We start from the raw sequence: 17,425 nt of genomic DNA, 5'->3' as shown, positions 1-17,425 counted from the left end.
GACTGGCGTGAGTTTCGATCTGCCGCGCAACGTCATCCTGCCGGTCGATGCCATCGACGTCAGGCTCGATCCCGGCCCGCACCCGTTCGAGCGCGATAATGCCGAGGCGATCGCCGCAAACTGGCGGCGTGAGACCGCAGCCAAGCCGGCGCTTTTCGACGGCATCGTGGTGCTGCTTTCCGCTCTCAGCTATCGCGACAATCGCCTCGTTGGCCGCTGCCATGCGGTGCGGTATTCGACCTTCATGCTTTGGCGCGGCAATCGACAGGTGGCCGGGGCCGAGCACGCCTATGCCCATGCCATGCTGGTCGCCGGCGACAATGCGCTTGTGGCGATCCGCATGGCGCCGCATACGGTCAATGCGGGGCGCGTCTACTTCGCCGCCGGTTCGTTCGAGCCAAGCGATTTCCGCGATGGCCTTGTCGACGTCGACTTCAACATGATCCGCGAGGTGCGCGAAGAGACCGGTCTCGACCTGTCAGGCGCGACACGCGGCAGGCGCCATTACGCCCTGTCGACGGCAAGCGGCACGGTGATCTTTCGCCGCTACCGAGAGACGGCCTCCGCCGACGACCTGGCACAGCGGATCAGCGCTTTCGTCGCGGCCGAGTCAGAGCCTGAAATCGAAGGCCCCGTCATCATCCGCAATGCAGCCGACCTGCCGGACGGGTTGATGCCGCATATGAGACCGCTGATCGAATGGCACTTTGCGAGCGAGCAAGGTTTCCAACTCTAACGTCGTAGCCTACCTTCAATAGCCTTGCGGTCGTTGCGGGCGGCAACAAAATACAACAGCACGCCGAGACCCAGGAGCGCGCCCATCGTCGTTCCCATCGTCTGCCCAATTACCTGCTGGAAGTCAGCGGTGACGCGATCGGGATTCTCCATCCCATAAAGGATCAAATTCCACCAAAGCCCTGCCAAGGCGGCTTCGACGATCACAATCGCCAGAGCCAGTCGCGCTTTCTTGCTCATCCATTGTTCCCCCTTAGTCCCCAACAGCATTGTTATCATTGCAGAATGTGCTGCGACAAGGGCAGGTTGCATAAAAAATTGGCAGCGTCTGGAGGCGACATTTGCTGCAACGCTCTATTCATGCCTCAGTGCGTCGATAGGGTTGAGCCGCGCGCCGCGCAGCGCCGGGAAGAAGCCGAACACCATGCCGATCAGCGCGGAGAAGCCGACCGCAAGCAAGATGACCGCCGGGCTTGGCGCAAACGGGATCGTCAGCGTCACCGAGGCGAGGCCGGCAAGGGCCAGGCCGATCAGGATGCCGATGATGCCGCCAAGCAGCGACAGCACGGTTGCCTCGACCAGGAACTGGATGAGGATATGCTTTTCATGGGCGCCGATAGCGAGCCTGATGCCGATCTCGCGCGTGCGTTCGGTTACCGACACCAGCATGATGTTCATAATGCCGATGCCGCCGACGAGCAGGCTGACGCCGGCGACGGCACCGAGCATGCCAGTCATGGTGGTGGTCGCGCTGGCCATAGCATCGGCGATTTGGGTCATGTCGCGGATCGAGAAATCATCGTCGCGGTCGGGCGTGATGCGGCGTGTGTCGCGCAAGATGTCCTCGACGCGCTGCTGCAGCACCGTGGTTGGCGTACGGTCGTCGGCGGCGACATAGATCGAGTCGATGTCGCGATTGCCGGCAATGCGACGCTGATAGGCGGCGAGCGGCATCAGTACGACATTGTCCTGGTCCTGGCCGAAACCGGTATAGCCCTTCGGTTCGAGCAAGCCGATGATCTTGCAGGAGGTGCGGTTGACGCGGATGATCTCGCCTTCAGGGTCGCCGGCGCCGAAGAACTGCTGGCGCACCGTCTCGCCGATGAGGCAGACGCCGGTGCCCGAGCGGGTTTCCGAATCGCTGAACGGGCGGCCCGAAACCAGCTTCCAGTCGCGGGCATCGAGATAGGCGCTGTCGGTTCCGGTGACGCCCGAGGTCAAGCTTTCGGTGCCGAAAATGACGCGCACCTGCTTTTGCGACGCCGGCGAGATGGCGCGCGAGCCGTCCAGATGCGCGGCAAGCGCTGCAAGATCTTTGTCGCCCAGCGGTCGGACGACCTGATCGAGGCCTCCAGGTCCGCCAGGCCCGGCCGGACGGCCGGAACGGATGACGAGCAGATTGCTGCCGAGCTTGGAAATATCGGACTTGACCTTTTCGGTGGTGCCCGAGCCGATGGTCAGCATGGCGATGACGGCGGCAACGCCGATGACGATGCCGAGCAGCGTCAGGAACGAGCGCAGCACGTTGCGGCGGATGGAGCGAAGCGAGAGGCGAACGGTTTCCCAGATCATGGCTTAGGCCATCTCGAGATTGGCTGTGTCCGAAGCGACATGGCCGTCGAGGAAGCGGATCGTGCGCTGCGCATAGCCGGCAACGTCGGCTTCGTGCGTGACCATGGCGATAGTCAGGCCGAGCCCGCTGTTCAGCTGCGTCAGGAGTTCCATGATCTCGTGCGTGCGTGCGGTGTCGAGATTGCCGGTCGGTTCGTCGGCGACAAGCAGCGTCGGCCTGGTGACGATGGCGCGGGCGATCGCCACGCGCTGCTGCTGGCCGCCGGAGAGCTCGGCTGGCGTATGATGCTCGCGGCCGACAAGGCCGACCTCGGCAAGCGCCTGCATGGCAAGGCCGCGACGCTCGCGGGCACCAACGCCGCGGTAGATCAGCGGCAGTTCGACATTCTCCGCCGCCGTAGTGCGCGGCAAGAGATTATAGCCTTGGAAGACGAAACCCACATAGAGATTGCGCAGCTGAGCACGGCGGTTGCGGTCGAGACGGCCGGCGTCGATGCCTTCGAAGCTGTAAGTCCCGGCCGTCGGCGTGTCGAGGCAGCCAATGATGTTCATGGCCGTCGATTTGCCTGAGCCCGACGGACCCATGATGGCGACGAATTCGCCGCGCCTGATGGCGAGGTCGACGCCGGCCAGCGCATGCACCCGGGCTTCGCCCTGGCCATAGCTTTTCCAGACCTTGTTGAAGCCTATGAGGGTGGTCGCGCCCGATGCCACGATCAGCTCCGCTGCTGCGAGGCGGTAATGACTTGCGCGCCTTCCTCCAGGCCGGAAGCGATCTCGGTCAGTTCGCCATCTGTCGAGCCGACCCTGACGTTGACCGGATGCGGCCGGCCATTCTCCAGCACGTAAAGCGTGCGCGAGCCGTCGGTGGGCTTCGTCGCCGCCTGGCGCTGGCGGTTGCCGCCCGGGCGCCCCATGCGGCCGGTGAACACGTCGGTGAGGCTCCAGCCGCGCTCCGCCGTCTGCGCCGGCCGGTAGCGGAAGGCGATCGATGGCACGGTGAGCACGTTTTTGACCTGCTTGGTGACGACCGAGACGGTGGCTGTCATGCCGGGCCGTAACAGAAGCTCGCTATTGTCGACATCCAGCCTTGCATCGTAAGTGACGACGCCGTCGGTGGTGACCGAGGCATAGGAGATGTCGCGGATATCGGCGTCGAACGGCCGTTCCGGGAAGGCATCGACGGTGAAGCGCGCATGCTGCCCGGGTTTGACGGCGCCGATATCGGCCTCGTCGACCGCCGCCTTCAACTCCATGTTCTTCAGATCGGCGGCGATGACGAACAGCACCGGCGCCTGCAGCGAAGAGGCGACCGTCTGGCCTGGATCGACCGAGCGCGTCAGTATGATGCCGTCGATCGGAGCGAAGATGGTGCTCTTGGCAAGATCCGTCTGCTGCGCCTTGAGATCGGCACTGGCCATGGCGAGGTTGGCTTTGGCAATATCGAGCGCCGCCTTCGAGCGGTCGCGCGTGGCGGTTGCCGCTTCGAGCGACTGGTCCGTCGCCATGCCGCGCTTGGTCAGTTGTGCCGCGCGCACCAGCGCCTTTTCGTTTTCGGCCAGGGTCACGGTGGCGTCCTCGACGCTCGCCGCCGCTGCCTTGGCGGAGGCCTGGGCGCGCTCGATCTGCACCTCCAACTTGGCGGTGTCGAGCGCGGCCAGCACATCGCCCTTCTTCACCAGCTGGTTCTCGTTGACTGAAACCGAGCGGACGACGCCGGAGAGTTCGCTGGAAATATCGACCTGGGTGAGAGGCTGCAGCGTGCCGGTAGCTGAAACCGCGACGGTAAGATCGGCCATGGCGGCCAGTGTCGTGGTATACTCGATCTTGGCGGGCGAGCCCGCATACCACTGGTAGCCGACGACACTCGCGGCGACGGCAAGCAGTGCGAACACTGCGTAACGCCAACCGCGACGGCGTTTTGTCTTCAGGCCCTGGTGGTCGAGCCCGAGCGCGGTCTCGATGGCGGAAGCGGATTCCGTCTTTGGCAGATTGACAATCTGGTCCACGCCGGACCCCTATGTTCAGTGATATCCCATCAGTGCACAAATCAGGCCTTATGGTTCAAAATTCAAATTAAATTTCGCTCATGTTGGGAATGAGGCAGAGGACTTACTGAGATGCAGCCGCGGAATTACTTGCTTTACGACGTATTCACCACCAACCGGCTGGCCGGCAATCCGCTGGCCGTCGTGCTCGACTGTGATGGGCTCGACGTTGCGGCGATGCAGGCGGTGGCGCGCGAGTTCAACCTGTCCGAAACCGTCTTCGTGCTGCCGCCGGACAACCCGAAGCACCGGGCCCGCATCCGTATCTTCACGCCCGACTATGAAATGCCGTTCGCCGGCCACCCAACCGTCGGCTCGGCGATAGCGCTCGCCGAAACGGCGGGAGAGGCCGCCGGCATTTTCGTGCTCGAGGAGAATATCGGCCCGGTGCGCTGCGCTGTCAGCAAGCACGGCGGTTCGACTTTCGCCGAGTTCGACTTGGCAAAACTGCCGGAGCAACTGGAATTGTCGGCCGATCCCGAGGCGATCGGCGCCGCCCTTGGCCTCGGACCGCACGAGATCGGCTTCGAGAACCACCGCGTTTCATTCTGGTCGGCGGGCGTGCCCTACGTGGCCATCCCCGTCGCCAATCTGGAGGCGGCCGCCGGGATCAGGCTGGACAACCAGGCGTGGTCGGAGCTCGCACCACGCAAGAGCGAGTGGGCCTTCGCCAGCCCCTATGTCTATTGCCGCGAGACGGTGCACCACGACAGCGCCTTCCATGTCCGCATGATCGTGCCCGGCAATCCGTCCTACGAAGACCCGGCGACCGGCTCAGCGGCGGCCGCCTTCGCCGGCGCGATCATGCATTTCGACGGCCCGACCGACGGCGTTTCACAACTGTGGATCGAGCAGGGGCTGGAGATGGGCCGGCCTTCGCGCATTCGCCTCGAACTGAATGTCGAAGGCGGCAAACTGGCGGCCGCCCGCATCGGCGGCCATGCGGTGAAGGTGGCTGAAGGCAGGCTTTTTGTTTGACGACCTCGGCACTTCGGCGATTTGTCGGGAAATGAATCCCACGGGGCTGGACATGGCGGATGTCGGCGGCTATATGCCCGCCAACGCCGGTTTTTCCGGCCGAGTGGGTGCGTAGCTCAGTTGGTAGAGCAGCTGACTCTTAATCAGCGGGTCCACAGTTCAATCCTGTGCGCACCCACCAAATCTTTCCCAAGAGATGGTGGCATTTTTGATCTGGGCGCCTTAGGCAGGCGCGCCTAGAAGAGTTTGGTGATATCGGCATAAACATCGTAGCCGGGTGCCTCGACTTGCTCCAAGCCGAAGGTAAAGAAATGCTTCCTAGCGGCTCGCCAACCCCTGACCAGACTTGGCATGCGAGCGTCTGGTAGAACTCCACCTTTCCAAGCCGCCGGGTCCAACCACTTGCCGGTTGCCAATTCAGCGTTCGTCGGAGTTGGGCAACTATGGCCATATTTTGCGTGCAATATTGCATTTCGCTTCACCATGGCTCTACGAACAATGCTCAGCATCCACCCATCTAGATCACGGAGAGATGTCGGGTCGTCAATTAGGCAATAGAAACCCATTAGTCCCTTCATTGCCTTAAGTCTCTGCCCTAAAACTATGAAATTCTTAAGGTCATCCTCCGTTAGGCCGCCATAAAGTGAATTTCTGAGTTCGTATATAAGGCCTAAAAGATCCCAGTCGTAATTCGGTTTGGCCGTAGATGATCTCGATTTATTGTATCCATCTTTCAAATAGTAACTAAGATATATATTAATTAGCCTCGAGACTCTGGTCTTTAGCTTTCTGATGGTTTTTTCAGGAACCGCAAGGCCCTCAACCGTAAATCGGTATCCCAAATAGTCAAAGTGGGGGTACGTTCTCATTTCCTGGTTATAGTTGGAAATTACCGCGATCCCTGGCGATTTATTCGCATTTAATTTCAGTCCACTAATCCTGCAATGTTCTACAAAGCAACGCTCTAATTCTTGTGCCTGAGAGTAGTCGCTACAGAGAGCGACGACATCATCAGCGAAACGCACAAATCTGCCAGAAGACGCGGATAGGGCTGTATCTAAGTCGTGATTCGCCAAATTTGCTAAAATAAGCGAAACTGAGGATCCTTGCGGAGTTCCGTGAATTCTACGCGTATGGTTGCCAATTTGGTAAGTTTCGTACGGAGAATAACGGTGGTGCAGAAATTTTTCAAAAATATAGCGCTCGTGCGGTGTTAAGCTTATACGCTCGGCGTCATTAATTTTTCTTTTCAGATACCAAGACGGGATATTGTCAAAATACTTCTCAAAGTCAATCTGTACGGCAAAAAGTTTTCCGTCTGTTTCAAATTCTCGGAGAGCTAGAATGGCATCAAAGACATTTTTTTCGGGATGATATGCATATGACGAGGGAGAAAGGCGTTTTAGATTCCTATCTCGGGTCCGACGAAGGACGACATTGGCAAGGGCAGCATCAGGAATTGAGAATGCCATTATGGGGCGCTTGCTCCCATCTGGTTTTGGTATCTGGTAGTTTATGGCGGCTATCGGCTGATATGTTTTGGCCAATACCTTGTGCCAAATCGTCTTCGCCAAAAAATTGGCGTGTCGTGCACAGTAGGCCGGATCAAAATGTTTGTGTTTGTAAATTGGAGCTGCCGAGGGCGGAAGACCGGCAGCTATCCCCGTCCGCCTTTCAAATTTATCCCGATATTCTCTTTCAGAATATCCAAGGCGTTTCTGCTTAGAAAATGACTTGGCGGCTAGCCGCTTTATTTCAGCTCTTATCGCGTTCTGCACTTGCCCCCCACGAACGAAGTCGGCGACGGGGCTAATAGTCAGGGATTCCGGTAGAGGGTTTTCCTCCACCGTCACATATGTTGTTTCCAACAAACGCGCCATCGGCACCTAGGTGCCCGGTACTTCGCCCCGCCGCCTCGGCTACTTCGCCACGAAAGCAAACTAGCTTCCGATTCGGCCGTCGTCAAACCCGTGGCGGTTTGAAGTTTTCAGCCAAGCCTTGAGGTAAGCTACGCGATGCGCAAAACAGCCTTCTCCAGTCGTAGCCCAAAGCCCAAAGGTCAAAGCATTGGCGGCCTTTCACTTGTCCGAAACCCCCGCCTCCGCAAAACTTGCCATGCGGGCGTGGCATTCGAGTGCCGAGCGGACGATGTTGACGGCGAGGCAGGCGCCGGAGCCTTCCCCGAGCCGCATGCCGAGGTCGAGCAAGGGTGGCAGGCCGAGCGCTTCGAGCAGGCGGCGGTGGCCGGATTCGGCTGAGACGTGAGCGGCCATGGTGTGAGCGAGGCCAGCAGGGTGCAGCGCTACCAAGGGTGCGGCGGCGGCGGTGCAGACGAAGCCGTCGAGCAGCACCGGCACGCCGAGATGGCGCGCCGCCAGTGTTGCGCCCAAGATCGCCGCAAGCTCGCGTCCGCCGAGGGCTGCCGCTATCTTCAGCGGATCGGCCAGCGCCGTGGCGTGGCGCTTCAGGCCGGCCTCGATGGCGACAATCTTGCGCACGAGGCCGGCATCGTCAACCCCGGTGCCGCGCCCGGTCCATCTTTCCGCGCCGCCGCCGAACAGCGCGGTTGAGATGGCCGCCGCCGGCGTGGTGTTGCCGATGCCCATTTCGCCGAAGCAGACGAGGTCGAGTTCCCTGCTGATCGCGTCGTAGCCCGCCGAGACGGCGGCGAGGAAGGCCTCGTCGTCCATCGCCGGCTCTTGCGTGAAGTCGCCGGTCTGACGGTCGAGGTCGAGCGGGATGACGTCGAGCTCGGCGCCGGCAATGCGGGCAAGCTGGTTGATGGCGGCGCCGCCGCCGGCGAAATTCGCCACCATCTGCACGGTGACTTCCGAGGGGAAAGCCGACACCCCCTGTGCGGTGACGCCGTGATTGCCGGCGAAGACGAAGACCTTGACGCGGTCGAGCTTTGGCATGTCGCGGCCCTGCCAGCGCGCCAGCCAGGCGGCAATTGTCTCCAGCCGGCCGAGGCTGCCTTGCGGCTTGGTCAGCGTGTCCTGGCGGTGGGCGACGGCGTTGGCCGCGGCGTCGCTGCCATTGGGCAGGTCGAGGCAGGCGGTGCGCAGTTTATCGAGCGATTTGAAAGGCATGGGGGCAAAATCTCCGAAACAGAGTCAAGACAGGGAAACGGAAGCGACGAGCAGGATTGCGATCTCGCCGAGCTGCTGAAGGGCGCCTACGGTGTCGCCAGTCTGGCCGCCGATCTGGTTGAGGCAAAGCGCGCGGAAGGCGGCGAATAACAGACCGAGCAGGATGATCGCGAAAACGGCAGCGCCGAACCCAAGCGCCAGCAGCGCGACCGCACCGAGTACGGCACCGATGCCAGCTGTTTTAGCCGAGACGGTGCCTGCTTCGGCCGAAAGGCCGTCGCTGCGGGCCGGCGGCAGCAGGTGCATGAAGGCGCCGAGCAGGCCGCGCGAAGCGGCATGCGCGGCAATGAGAGCCCAGAAGACATGAGCCGGGCCGGCGAATCCAGAGAGTACGCTCCAGCGGATCAGCAGCGAGACAGCAAGTGCACAAGCGCCGTAGGCACCGATGCGGCTGTCGCGCATGATCTCCAGCTTTCTGTCGCGTGTCTTGCCGCCGCCAAAACCGTCGGCGACATCCGAAAGCCCGTCCTCATGCAGGCAGCCGGTAGCGAGCAAGATCGCGGCAAGGGCCAACGCGGCAACAGGACCTGCGGCTAGGCCGAGCCTTGTGCCGATGGCGTAAACCAGCGCACCGACCAGAGCGACGGCGAGACCGGCAACGGGTGCAGCCCAGATCGCAGCGGCAAGGCTGCGGCCACGGAAGTCGGCTCTCGGCAGCGGCAGCCGGGTAAAGAAGACGAGGCAAAGCGCGATATCATCGAGAATTTGCTGTTGCGAGGGGATCTGGAGGTTGAGCATGATCTATTCCGAAAACCGGCTACCACTTTTCGGGATCATGCTCTCGCCCCTCGCAATGGCGTGGAAGAACGTGCCGCTGACATTGCCGCGCCGGTAGCCGGAGGCGCCGAGCGGGTTGCCTTGTCCGTCGGCGAGGTCGGCCAGCGGCTCGTCAGTGCCGGTCGCAATCATCTGCGCGTAGTGGAATTCATGGCCGCGGACCAGCGTGCCTCGGCCGCCGAGCGGACAGCCGGACCGCAGCCGCGCCTCGCGGTAGCCGAGATTCATCTTGCGCTTGGCGAAGCTGGTCGAATGGCCGAGGAGGCCAAGCATCCGATGCGTCTCGCCCGACGCGTCCTCGAGCGCTTCGCCCAACACCATGAAGCCGCCGCACTCGCCATGCACCGGCCGCGTGGCGGCGAACCTCGCCATGCCCGCCCTGAAATTCGCGGCGGCGGCGAGGCGGCCGGCGTGAAGCTCGGGATAGCCGCCGGGCAGCCAGCAGACATCGCAATCGTCGCCAGGCGCCACATCAGCGAGCGGCGAGAACGGCACGATTTCGGCGCCGGCCTTGCGCCAATGCATGGCGACATGCGGATAGAGGAAGGTGAAGGCGGCGTCCTCGGCGAGCGCAATGCGCTGGCCGGGGGGAGGCAGCGCATCGCCGAAATTGCCCGGCGCGGGCGTGAATGGCGCCGCCAGCGCCATGATGGCCTCGAGGTCGAGCGAGCGCTCGACCATGTCGGCCAGCCGGTCGAGGTGCGCCATCAGATTCTCATATTCGCCGGCCTGAACGAGGCCGAGATGACGCTCGGGCAGGTTGAGCGAAGGATCGCGCAGGATAGCGCCGACGACAGGCAGGCCGAGCGCTTCGATGGCATCACCGCAAAGCCGGCGGTGGCGTTCGCTGCCCAGCCGGTTGAGCACGACCCCGGCCATGCGTACATCCGGATCGTAGGTAGCAAAACCCTTGGTGACGGCCGCTGCCGTGGTCGACTGACCGGAGACATCGAGCACAAGCAGCACCGGCAGGCCGTAAAGCCGGGCAAGGTCGGCAGCCGAGCCGGAACGGCCTGGAGCAGCAGGGATCCCGTCGAACAGGCCCATGGCGCTTTCGAGGAAGATAAAATCGGCATCTTCGGTCGCTTCGCCGGCCAGTGCGTTGAGCAGGGCGGGCGGCATTGCCCAGCTGTCGAGATTGACACCGGACAGGCCAGTGGCTGCGGTGTGGAAGCCAGGATCGATATAGTCCGGGCCGGATTTGGCGCCGCGCACTTTCAGGCCGCGCCGGGCAAGTGCGCGCAAAATGCCGATGGTGACGCTGGTCTTGCCCGAGCCCGAGCGCGGCGCGCCGATGATAATGGCGCGGGTCATGGCTCACCCGCCAGTGCCGCGCGCATCCCGACGATGCCGCCGACGACGATCAGCGCCGGCGAGGTCAAGCCGGCTGCGGCCGTTTCCTCGGCAATCGTGGCGAGCGTGGCGACGACGATACGCTCCTGCGGCGTCGTCGCGGCAACGATGACCGCGGCGGGCGTCGAAGACGGCAGGCCGCCCTCGAGCAACGAAGCGGCGATCAGCGGCAGGTTGGCCATACCCATATAGACGACCACCGGCTGGCCGGTGCGGGCGATTGCCGCCCAGTCGAGATCATCATCGGTGCCGGCGGCATGGCCGGTCGCCAGGATCAGCGCCTTGTTGATGCCGCGCATGGTGCCGGGAATGCCGGTCGCGGCCAGCGCGCTGAGGCCGGACGTCAGGCCAGGCAGGATGCGGAACGGGATAGTTTCCCCGGCCAACGCCAGCGCCTCTTCGCCGCCACGCCCGAAAATATAGGGGTCGCCGCCCTTCAGCCTGACGACGCGCCGGCCCGCGCGCGCCAGCCGGACCAGCAGAGCGGTGATGTCGTCCTGCTTCATCGACGGCTTGCCGCCGCGTTTGCCGGCATAGAACAGTTCCGCGCCCTCGGCGACAGCGACGACTTCTGGCGAGACCAGCGCGTCATAAACCAGCGCGTCGCACTGTCCGAGGGCGGCCAGCACTTCCAGCGTCAGGCAGCCGGGATCGCCAGGGCCGGCGCCGGCCAGCCAGACATGCCCGGGCTCAAGCTGGCGCGGCTTGAAGTTGAGCCGGGTGAGCGCCTGCTCGACCGTAGTGTTTCTGTTGCTGCCGCTCACAATCCGTCCCGTCCGCGAAAGCGTCGCTGGTAGTGCGCGTCGTACAGTGAACTTTCGCCAAAGCCCTCCGCCGCCAGCGAGCGGCCGACGAAGATGATTGCCGTGCGTTCCATCGGATCGGCGGCCAGTTGCGCCTCGATGGTGGCCAGCGTGCCGGTCAGCACGCGCTCGTCCGGCCAGGAAGCACGGAAGACGACCGCCACCGGGCAATCGGCGCCATAGAACGGCGTCAGTTCGGCGACGATCCGGTCGATAGCGTGGATGGCAAGGTGGATGGCCAGCGTGGCGCCGGTGCGGCCAAAGCCGGCCAGCGTTTCGTCGGGAGGCATTTGCGAGGCGCGGCCGGAGATGCGGGTCAGCACCAGGCTTTGCGCGACTTCTGGAATGGTCAGCTCGCGGCGCAGCGCTGCCGCCGCAGCGGCGAAGGACGGCACGCCCGGCGTCAGCGTGTAAGGAATGCCGTGCTTTTCCAGCCGGCGGATCTGCTCGGCAACGGCGCTCCACACCGAAAGATCGCCGGAATGCAGGCGGGCGACATCATTGCCGGCCGCGTGGGCGGCCAGATATTCGGCCTCGATCTCGTCGAGCGACATCGGCGCGGTGTCGATCAACCTCGTTCCGGGCGCGCAGTGCTGCAACAGCTCCGGCGCGACGATCGATCCGGCATAGAGGCAGACGGGACAACTGCCGAGCAGGCGGCTGCCGCGCAAGGTGATGAGGTCGGCAGCACCCGGGCCGGCACCGATGAAGTGAACGGTCATGCCGCATCTCCGCTGATGGCGATGGCGCAAGTGACAGCACCGAGCACGGTGCGCGGCCCGAGCAGTTTTGCGCCTTTGCCGGCGGCGGCAAGCGCCGAGGCTTCGGAAACCGACGGCGTGCCGGCATGCTCCTGCGATAGGTCGGAACGGCTGGTCGTAGATGCGGCTTTGAGTTCATCCTGTTCGACGACGATCACCGGAAGGCGGAGTTCGCGTCCGGCGGCGAAGATTGCCGCTTCATCCTGCTTGAGAGACGCGGTCGCGAGGGCTGAAAGCGCGGGCAGGGCAAGCCCGTGCGCTTCCAGGGCGGTTTCTACCGCGGCAAGCACGTCGCGCGCGCTGACGCCTTTGCGGCTGCCGATGCCCGCGACCATCATGGCTTCACCCAGCTCCATTGGGTAACCGGCATAGCCGGCCGCCACGCCTGCATCGAACCGACCGGCGAAGCACGGGATACAGCGATGCGGGTGAGTTCGCCGCCGAGCGCAACGTGACGGGAAAGCAGCAGCGCCTCCATCTCCAGGGTCACCGCATTGGCGACGAGGCGGCCGCCGGCAGGCAAGGCATCGATGGCTCCTTCCAGCACGCCGGCATCGCTGCCGCCGCCGCCGATAAAGATCGCCGCGGGCGTCTCCAGCCCGGCAAGAGCTTGCGGTGCCGAACCTTCGACGACGGTGAGACCGGGAACGCCGCAGGCCGCGGCGTTGCGTCGGATGCGGGTGGCGCGGGCCGGATCGGCCTCAACGGCGATCGCACGCATGGAAGGATGGGCCAGCATCCATTCGATGCCGATGGAGCCCGATCCGGCGCCGATGTCCCACAGCAGTTCGCCGCGTCTTGGCGCGAGAGCGGACAGGGTGACGGCGCGCACTTCGCGCTTGGTGATCTGGCCGTCATGCTCGAACAAATGATCGGCAAGTCCCGCTGTCAGCGGCAGGATGCGTGCTTGCGAAGTCGATTCAACTTCGATCGCGAGCACGTTGAGCGGGTTGATCTTTTCGAGGTCGAAAGTGCCGGCGCTCGCCGAGCGCAGCCTTTCGTTCGGCCCACCCAGCGCCTCCAGAACGGTCAGCTGCGAGGCGCCGAAGCCGAGCTCTGTCAGCAGACCGGCAATCGCTCCCGGTGCATCGCTGTCCGAGGTCAGCGCGAGAATGCGGGTGCAAGGATGCAGCAACGGCCGGATCAGGTCGAGCGAGCGGCCATGCAGCGAAATGGTCTCGACGTCCTGCAGCGCCCAGCCCAGGCGTGAGGCGGCCAGCGAGAAGGCCGAGGGCGCGGCGATCACCCGCATACCCTCCGCCGCGACCTTGCGGGCGAGGGTGACGCCGACACCGTGGTAGAAGGGATCGCCGGAGGCCAGCACGCAGACGCGTCTGCCGGAGAGCGCCAGCACGTCGCGCAGCTCGGCATCGAAAGGTGTCGGCCAGGCGCGCGCTTCACCTTTGGCGAGCGACGCGACGAGGGCAAGGTGGCGCTTGCCGCCGAAGACGAATTCGGCCTCCGCGATCAACCGCTTGGCCTTGTCGCCGAGACCCGCTACACCGTCCTCGCCGATGCCGATGATCGTGAGCCACTTTGAGGTGAGCTTGGCGCCGCGCGGAGCTTCAGCAGGCATGATGACCCACTGCATTCTGATCCTCGGCGGAACCACCGAAGCCCGGCAAATGGCCGGAAAGCTGGCCGCGCGGGCGGATATTTCGGTCATACTGTCGCTGGCCGGCCGCACTGAAAACCCGGCCGCGCAGGGGGTGCCGGTGCGGGTCGGCGGCTTCGGCGGTGCCGGCGGGCTGGCGGCGTATCTCCGCCAGAACAAGATCGACCTGCTGATCGACGCCACGCATCCCTATGCGGCGCGAATCTCCGCCAATGCGGCGGAAGCAGCGCGCATGACCGGCGTGCCTATCGTTGCGCTCAGGCGTCCCGGATGGGAGGCGGTCGAAGGTGATCGCTGGATGTTGGTCGACACCGTTGCCAGCGCGGTGACGGCTCTGGGATCGGTGCCGCGCCGCGTGTTCCTGGCGCTCGGGCGACAGGAGGTCGCTGCCTTCAAGGCCGCTCCCCAGCATCATTATCTCATCCGCAGTGTCGACCCGGTCGAGCCCAGGCTCGCTGTGCCCGACGCGACCTATCTCTTGGCGCGCGGGCCGTTTCGGGAAGTCGACGAACATGCACTGCTTCTGCAACACCACATCGAAGTCGTTGTTTCCAAAAACAGCGGCGGCGAGGCGACCTACGGCAAGATCGCGGCGGCGCGAGCGCTGGGAATCGAGGTGGTGATGATCCGCAGGCCGGCGCTGCCGGACGTCACGTCGGCTGAGACCGTCGAATCTCTTGCCGCGATGGTCGATCATTTTCTGGTCGGTCATGTTCTTGGGCCCGCTGCCGAACGCGGCGTGTAGACCAGCGCTGGTTTTTCACCGCGCTTGATAATCCTGGTTTCCGGTGAACCGATGATGATGCAGGTGGCCATGTCGGCCTTCGCGGCATCGGCGTCGGCCAGCAGAAAAACCTCGATGCGCTCGTCGGGACGGCCGGCGGCACGGCCGAAGATCACCGGCGTGGTGCCGGGCAGGATCGCCGTCAGGCACTCGAAGGCGCGGCCAAGCTGCCAGGGGCGTGCCTTGCTGATCGGATTGTAGAGCGCGATGACGAAGCCGGCGCCCGCCGCGGCAAGCAGGCGCAGCTCGATCAGCTCCCACGGCTTCAGATTGTCGGACAACGAGATGGCGCAGAAATCATGGCCGAGCGGCGCGCCGATGCGGGCGGCGACGGCGAGCATGGCGGTGATGCCGGGCACGATGGCGATGTCGACCGCGCGCCATTCGGGTGGGCCCGCCTCGATCGCCTCGCAGACGGCCGCCGCCATGGCGAAGACGCCGGGATCGCCGCCCGACACGACGGCGACATCGTGGCCTTCCGCAGCCTTCAGCAGCGCGTCCCTGGCGCGCGCGAGTTCCTCGCGATTGTCGGAAGCGACGCGAATCTGGTCGGGGCGCAGATCGAGCCGGTCAAGATAAGGCTTGTAGCCATAGAAGAATTTTGCCTCGGCAACGGCGCGGCTTGCCTCCGGCGTCACCTGGTCGGCGTCGCCGGGCCCGAGGCCGATGACGGTGAGGCGGCCGCTCATGCTTCGGCTCTCAATGCGTTTGGCCGGCCCGACCAGCCGGCCACCAGCACGATGGCGAAATAAGGCGCCTGGTCATCCTTTTTGTCGGCAAGCCGCATCGAGACACCGCCCGGCATGGTGCCGCGCTCGACATAGATGGCCCGCGCCAGCTTGTCGGTTGCCTCCAGCGCGCGCCTGATCTTGGGCAGGTTGCGGCCGACCTTCATGATCACCGCAGCGTCGGTATCGGCGAGGCGACGCGTCAGCTCGAATTCGCTCATGGTGCCCGGCAGCACCGTCAGCACGTCGTCGCCCTGGACGATAGACAGGCCGGTCGCCGACCAGCAGCCGGACATGGCGGTGACGCCAGGAATGACTTCGGTCGGAAAACGGTGCGCCAGCCGGACATGAAGATGCATGTAGGAGCCGTAGAAAAGCGGATCGCCTTCCGAAAGCACCGCGACCATCCTGCCGGCGCTGAGGTGCTCGGCGACCTTTTCGGCCGACTGCTCGTAGAAATCCGTTATCTGCGACCGGTAATCACTGTGGTCCTTGTCGATCTCGGTCGTCACCGGGTAGAGCAGCGGCAGTTCGATCAGATCAGGGCGAAAATGTGCGCCGACAATGGCGCGCGCATTGCTGTTGTTGCCGCGCTTGGCGAAATGCGCAACGACATCGGCCTCGGCCAGAGCACGCACTGCCTTCAGCGTCAAAAGTTCCGGGTCGCCAGGACCGGTGCCGACGCCGACAAGCCTGCCTTTTGCAATCGCATTCATAGGCCCGGCCTCGCCAATGCATTGAGGGCGGCGGCGGTCATGGCGCTGCCGCCCAGCCGGCCGCGCACGATGGCGTAAGGCACGCCATAGGAATTTTCGGCCAGCGCATCCTTCGACTCAGCGGCGCCGACAAACCCGACCGGCATACCGATGATCGCCGCCGGCTTCGGCGCACCGTCGCGCAGCTTTTCCAGCAGATAAAACAGGGCGGTCGGCGCATTGCCGATGGCGACGACCGAACCGGCCATGCGCTCGCCCCACAGGTCGATCGCCGCGGCCGAGCGGGTGTTGCCGATCTTTTTCGCGATGTCGGCTGTCCGCGGATCGCGCAGCGTACAGATCACCTCGTTGCCGGCCGGAAGCCGGGCGCGCGTGACGCCATGCGAGACCATCTGCGCGTCGCAGAAGATCGGCGCGCCGGCCCCCAACGCCGTGCGCGCGGCGGCGACGAAATCGCTCGAGAAAACGAAGTGTCGCACAGCCTCGACCTGGCCGCAGGCGTGGATCATGCGGATAGCGATTTCGGCCTCGGCTTCGGAAAAGCGCGACAGGTCGGCCTCGGCGCGGATAATGGCGAAGGAGCGCTCGTAGATCTCCGTGCCATCATGGATGTAGTCGTAGGCGTTCAGGGCGGGCATGCTCATTCCTGTCGATAGATTTCGGTGATGCCGGCCGCGCCGAGCCTCGCCAGGCAGGCGGCAGCGGTTTCGCCGGGATGTCGTGCGCTGCGGATCACCGCTGCAACGCGGCCGATGCCGTGCGCGGCGTCGTAGCCCGGCCTGTATCCGGCGGGCAATGCCTTTGCCGTCCCGTCCACGACAAGTCCGGCTCCGTTTTCGCCACCGACCAGGGTCAGCGCCGCCGGACCGGGATGGGCGCAACCCTTGGCGCAGCCGGAGATGTGCAGCGTCAGCGAGGAATCGAGAATATCGCGGTTTTCCACGGCGATGGTCTCGGCGATGTCGCGGGTGGCGATCCGGCCGGAGGCGCAGGCGGGTGCGCCGGGGCAGGTGGCGATCCTGGTGCGCGGATCGGCTGCGTCGGTGACAAAGCCGAGGGCTGCGGCGGTTTGATGGAGGGAAAGACATGCGGCTGGGGAGAGGCCAAGCAAAAGCAGCGCGCGACCCGGCGCCAGGCGGATTTCGGTGGTGCCGAGGGTGAGGGCGTATTGGGTGAGATTGATAAGTTTTTGCGCTGGTATGCTGCCGAAGGGCAGGCCGATGCCGAGGGCGATTGCGGTGGTGGCTAGGTTAAGAACTCCGATGGGCTGGCGTTCCGTCGCGCCCCCCTCTGTCCTGCCGGACATCTCCCCCACTTGGGGGGAGATCGGCAGCGTCAGCGGCGGCTCAGGACCACGGGTGATAGGCGAAAGCCGAGATGAGGGCGCAATCTCCCCCCTTGTGGGG

19 protein-coding genes and 1 tRNA gene are annotated in these 17,425 nt (G+C 64.1%); 4 read left to right on the top strand and 16 right to left on the bottom strand.

The window, feature by feature from the left end; genetic code table 11:
* The first annotated feature begins 7 nt into the window (after window positions 1–7).
* Window positions 8–736, top strand: a complete 729-nt coding sequence (locus NKJ32_RS30445) for a hypothetical protein (protein ID WP_352589635.1) — start codon at window positions 8–10, stop codon at window positions 734–736.
* On the opposite strand, the gene NKJ32_RS30440 is transcribed toward NKJ32_RS30445, so the two are convergent.
* The 4 genes from NKJ32_RS30440 to NKJ32_RS30425 all read right to left on the bottom strand — a co-directional run bounded on the left by NKJ32_RS30440 (window position 733) and on the right by NKJ32_RS30425 (window position 4,316).
* Complete coding sequence (locus NKJ32_RS30440; RefSeq protein WP_023676653.1) at window positions 733–975, bottom strand: hypothetical protein; 243 nt, start codon at window positions 973–975, stop codon at window positions 733–735. The two genes, NKJ32_RS30445 and NKJ32_RS30440, sit on opposite strands and share 4 nt — an antisense overlap.
* Window positions 976–1,089: 114 nt before the next feature.
* Entirely contained in the window at window positions 1,090–2,307 is a 1,218-nt protein-coding gene (locus NKJ32_RS30435; RefSeq protein WP_352620170.1) for an ABC transporter permease, read from the bottom strand.
* Window positions 2,308–2,310: 3 nt separating this feature from the next.
* Complete coding sequence (locus tag NKJ32_RS30430; RefSeq protein WP_352829809.1) at window positions 2,311–3,021, bottom strand: ABC transporter ATP-binding protein; 711 nt, start codon at window positions 3,019–3,021, stop codon at window positions 2,311–2,313.
* Between the two features lie 2 nt (window positions 3,022–3,023).
* Window positions 3,024–4,316: an efflux RND transporter periplasmic adaptor subunit gene (locus NKJ32_RS30425; RefSeq protein ID WP_352755817.1), complete on the bottom strand. Its 1,293-nt coding sequence runs from the start codon at window positions 4,314–4,316 to the stop codon at window positions 3,024–3,026.
* Between the two features lie 111 nt (window positions 4,317–4,427).
* Between NKJ32_RS30425 and NKJ32_RS30420 the strand changes: the two genes are divergently transcribed.
* A complete protein-coding gene (locus NKJ32_RS30420; RefSeq protein ID WP_352755818.1) occupies window positions 4,428–5,333 on the top strand; it encodes a PhzF family phenazine biosynthesis protein in 906 nt (301 codons plus the stop codon).
* Between the two features lie 105 nt (window positions 5,334–5,438).
* Window positions 5,439–5,514 (top strand) — tRNA-Lys (locus NKJ32_RS30415).
* Between the two features lie 55 nt (window positions 5,515–5,569).
* Here the strand turns inward: NKJ32_RS30415 and NKJ32_RS30410 are convergent.
* The 8 genes from NKJ32_RS30410 to cbiE all read right to left on the bottom strand — a co-directional run bounded on the left by NKJ32_RS30410 (window position 5,570) and on the right by cbiE (window position 13,752).
* Window positions 5,570–7,213: a reverse transcriptase domain-containing protein gene (locus tag NKJ32_RS30410; protein WP_352755848.1), complete on the bottom strand. Its 1,644-nt coding sequence runs from the start codon at window positions 7,211–7,213 to the stop codon at window positions 5,570–5,572.
* Window positions 7,214–7,411: 198 nt separating this feature from the next.
* Window positions 7,412–8,422, bottom strand: a complete 1,011-nt coding sequence (gene cobT / locus NKJ32_RS30405; protein WP_352829807.1) for a nicotinate-nucleotide--dimethylbenzimidazole phosphoribosyltransferase — start codon at window positions 8,420–8,422, stop codon at window positions 7,412–7,414.
* A 24-nt stretch (window positions 8,423–8,446) separates the two neighbouring features.
* Window positions 8,447–9,220 (bottom strand): adenosylcobinamide-GDP ribazoletransferase, encoded by a 774-nt coding sequence (gene cobS, locus NKJ32_RS30400; RefSeq protein ID WP_352570400.1) that lies wholly within the window; start codon window positions 9,218–9,220, stop codon window positions 8,447–8,449.
* A gap of 3 nt (window positions 9,221–9,223) precedes the next feature.
* Window positions 9,224–10,573: a cobyrinic acid a,c-diamide synthase CobB gene (locus NKJ32_RS30395; protein WP_352755823.1), complete on the bottom strand. Its 1,350-nt coding sequence runs from the start codon at window positions 10,571–10,573 to the stop codon at window positions 9,224–9,226.
* A complete protein-coding gene (cobA, locus tag NKJ32_RS30390; protein WP_352755825.1) occupies window positions 10,570–11,376 on the bottom strand; it encodes a uroporphyrinogen-III C-methyltransferase in 807 nt (268 codons plus the stop codon). The genes NKJ32_RS30395 and cobA overlap by 4 nt, the downstream gene beginning before the upstream one ends.
* Window positions 11,373–12,137, bottom strand: coding sequence for a precorrin-4 C(11)-methyltransferase (gene cobM / locus NKJ32_RS30385; protein WP_023676643.1), 765 nt, complete (start codon window positions 12,135–12,137; stop codon window positions 11,373–11,375). Before cobM ends, cobA begins: the two co-directional genes overlap by 4 nt.
* A complete protein-coding gene (locus tag NKJ32_RS30380) occupies window positions 12,134–12,514 on the bottom strand; it encodes a cobalamin biosynthesis protein (protein WP_023676642.1) in 381 nt (126 codons plus the stop codon). The genes cobM and NKJ32_RS30380 overlap by 4 nt, the downstream gene beginning before the upstream one ends.
* The gene (gene cbiE / locus NKJ32_RS30375) at window positions 12,511–13,752 is read right to left on the bottom strand and encodes a precorrin-6y C5,15-methyltransferase (decarboxylating) subunit CbiE (RefSeq protein WP_352755829.1); all 1,242 of its coding nucleotides are present in this window, start codon (window positions 13,750–13,752) and stop codon (window positions 12,511–12,513) included. The genes NKJ32_RS30380 and cbiE overlap by 4 nt, the downstream gene beginning before the upstream one ends.
* A 1-nt stretch (window position 13,753) precedes the next feature.
* Here cbiE and NKJ32_RS30370 point away from each other — a divergent pair, with 1 nt between their 5' ends.
* The gene (locus NKJ32_RS30370; protein WP_352755850.1) at window positions 13,754–14,536 is read left to right on the top strand and encodes a cobalt-precorrin-6A reductase; all 783 of its coding nucleotides are present in this window, start codon (window positions 13,754–13,756) and stop codon (window positions 14,534–14,536) included.
* On the opposite strand, the gene NKJ32_RS30365 is transcribed toward NKJ32_RS30370, so the two are convergent.
* The 4 genes from NKJ32_RS30365 to NKJ32_RS30350 form a co-directional block, all read right to left on the bottom strand.
* Window positions 14,500–15,264 carry a precorrin-3B C(17)-methyltransferase gene (locus tag NKJ32_RS30365; RefSeq protein WP_352755830.1) on the bottom strand — a complete coding sequence of 255 codons (765 nt, stop codon included), beginning with the start codon at window positions 15,262–15,264 and terminating at the stop codon, window positions 14,500–14,502. The genes NKJ32_RS30370 and NKJ32_RS30365 overlap by 37 nt on opposite strands.
* Complete coding sequence (locus NKJ32_RS30360; protein WP_352829803.1) at window positions 15,261–16,019, bottom strand: precorrin-2 C(20)-methyltransferase; 759 nt, start codon at window positions 16,017–16,019, stop codon at window positions 15,261–15,263. Before NKJ32_RS30360 ends, NKJ32_RS30365 begins: the two co-directional genes overlap by 4 nt.
* On the bottom strand, window positions 16,016–16,648 hold the full coding sequence (locus NKJ32_RS30355) for a precorrin-8X methylmutase (protein ID WP_352699384.1): 633 nt from the start codon (window positions 16,646–16,648) through the stop codon (window positions 16,016–16,018). Before NKJ32_RS30355 ends, NKJ32_RS30360 begins: the two co-directional genes overlap by 4 nt.
* Before the next feature lie 11 nt (window positions 16,649–16,659).
* The coding region (locus NKJ32_RS30350) for a 4Fe-4S domain-containing protein (protein ID WP_352829802.1) at window positions 16,660–17,425 on the bottom strand (766 nt) is incomplete at its 5' end.

Source organism: Mesorhizobium sp. M0159 (genome assembly GCF_040322295.1).
Classification (GTDB): domain Bacteria; phylum Pseudomonadota; class Alphaproteobacteria; order Rhizobiales; family Rhizobiaceae; genus Mesorhizobium.
Note: the sequence above shows the minus strand (reverse complement) of the source record. Positions and strands in the feature narration are given on the sequence as shown.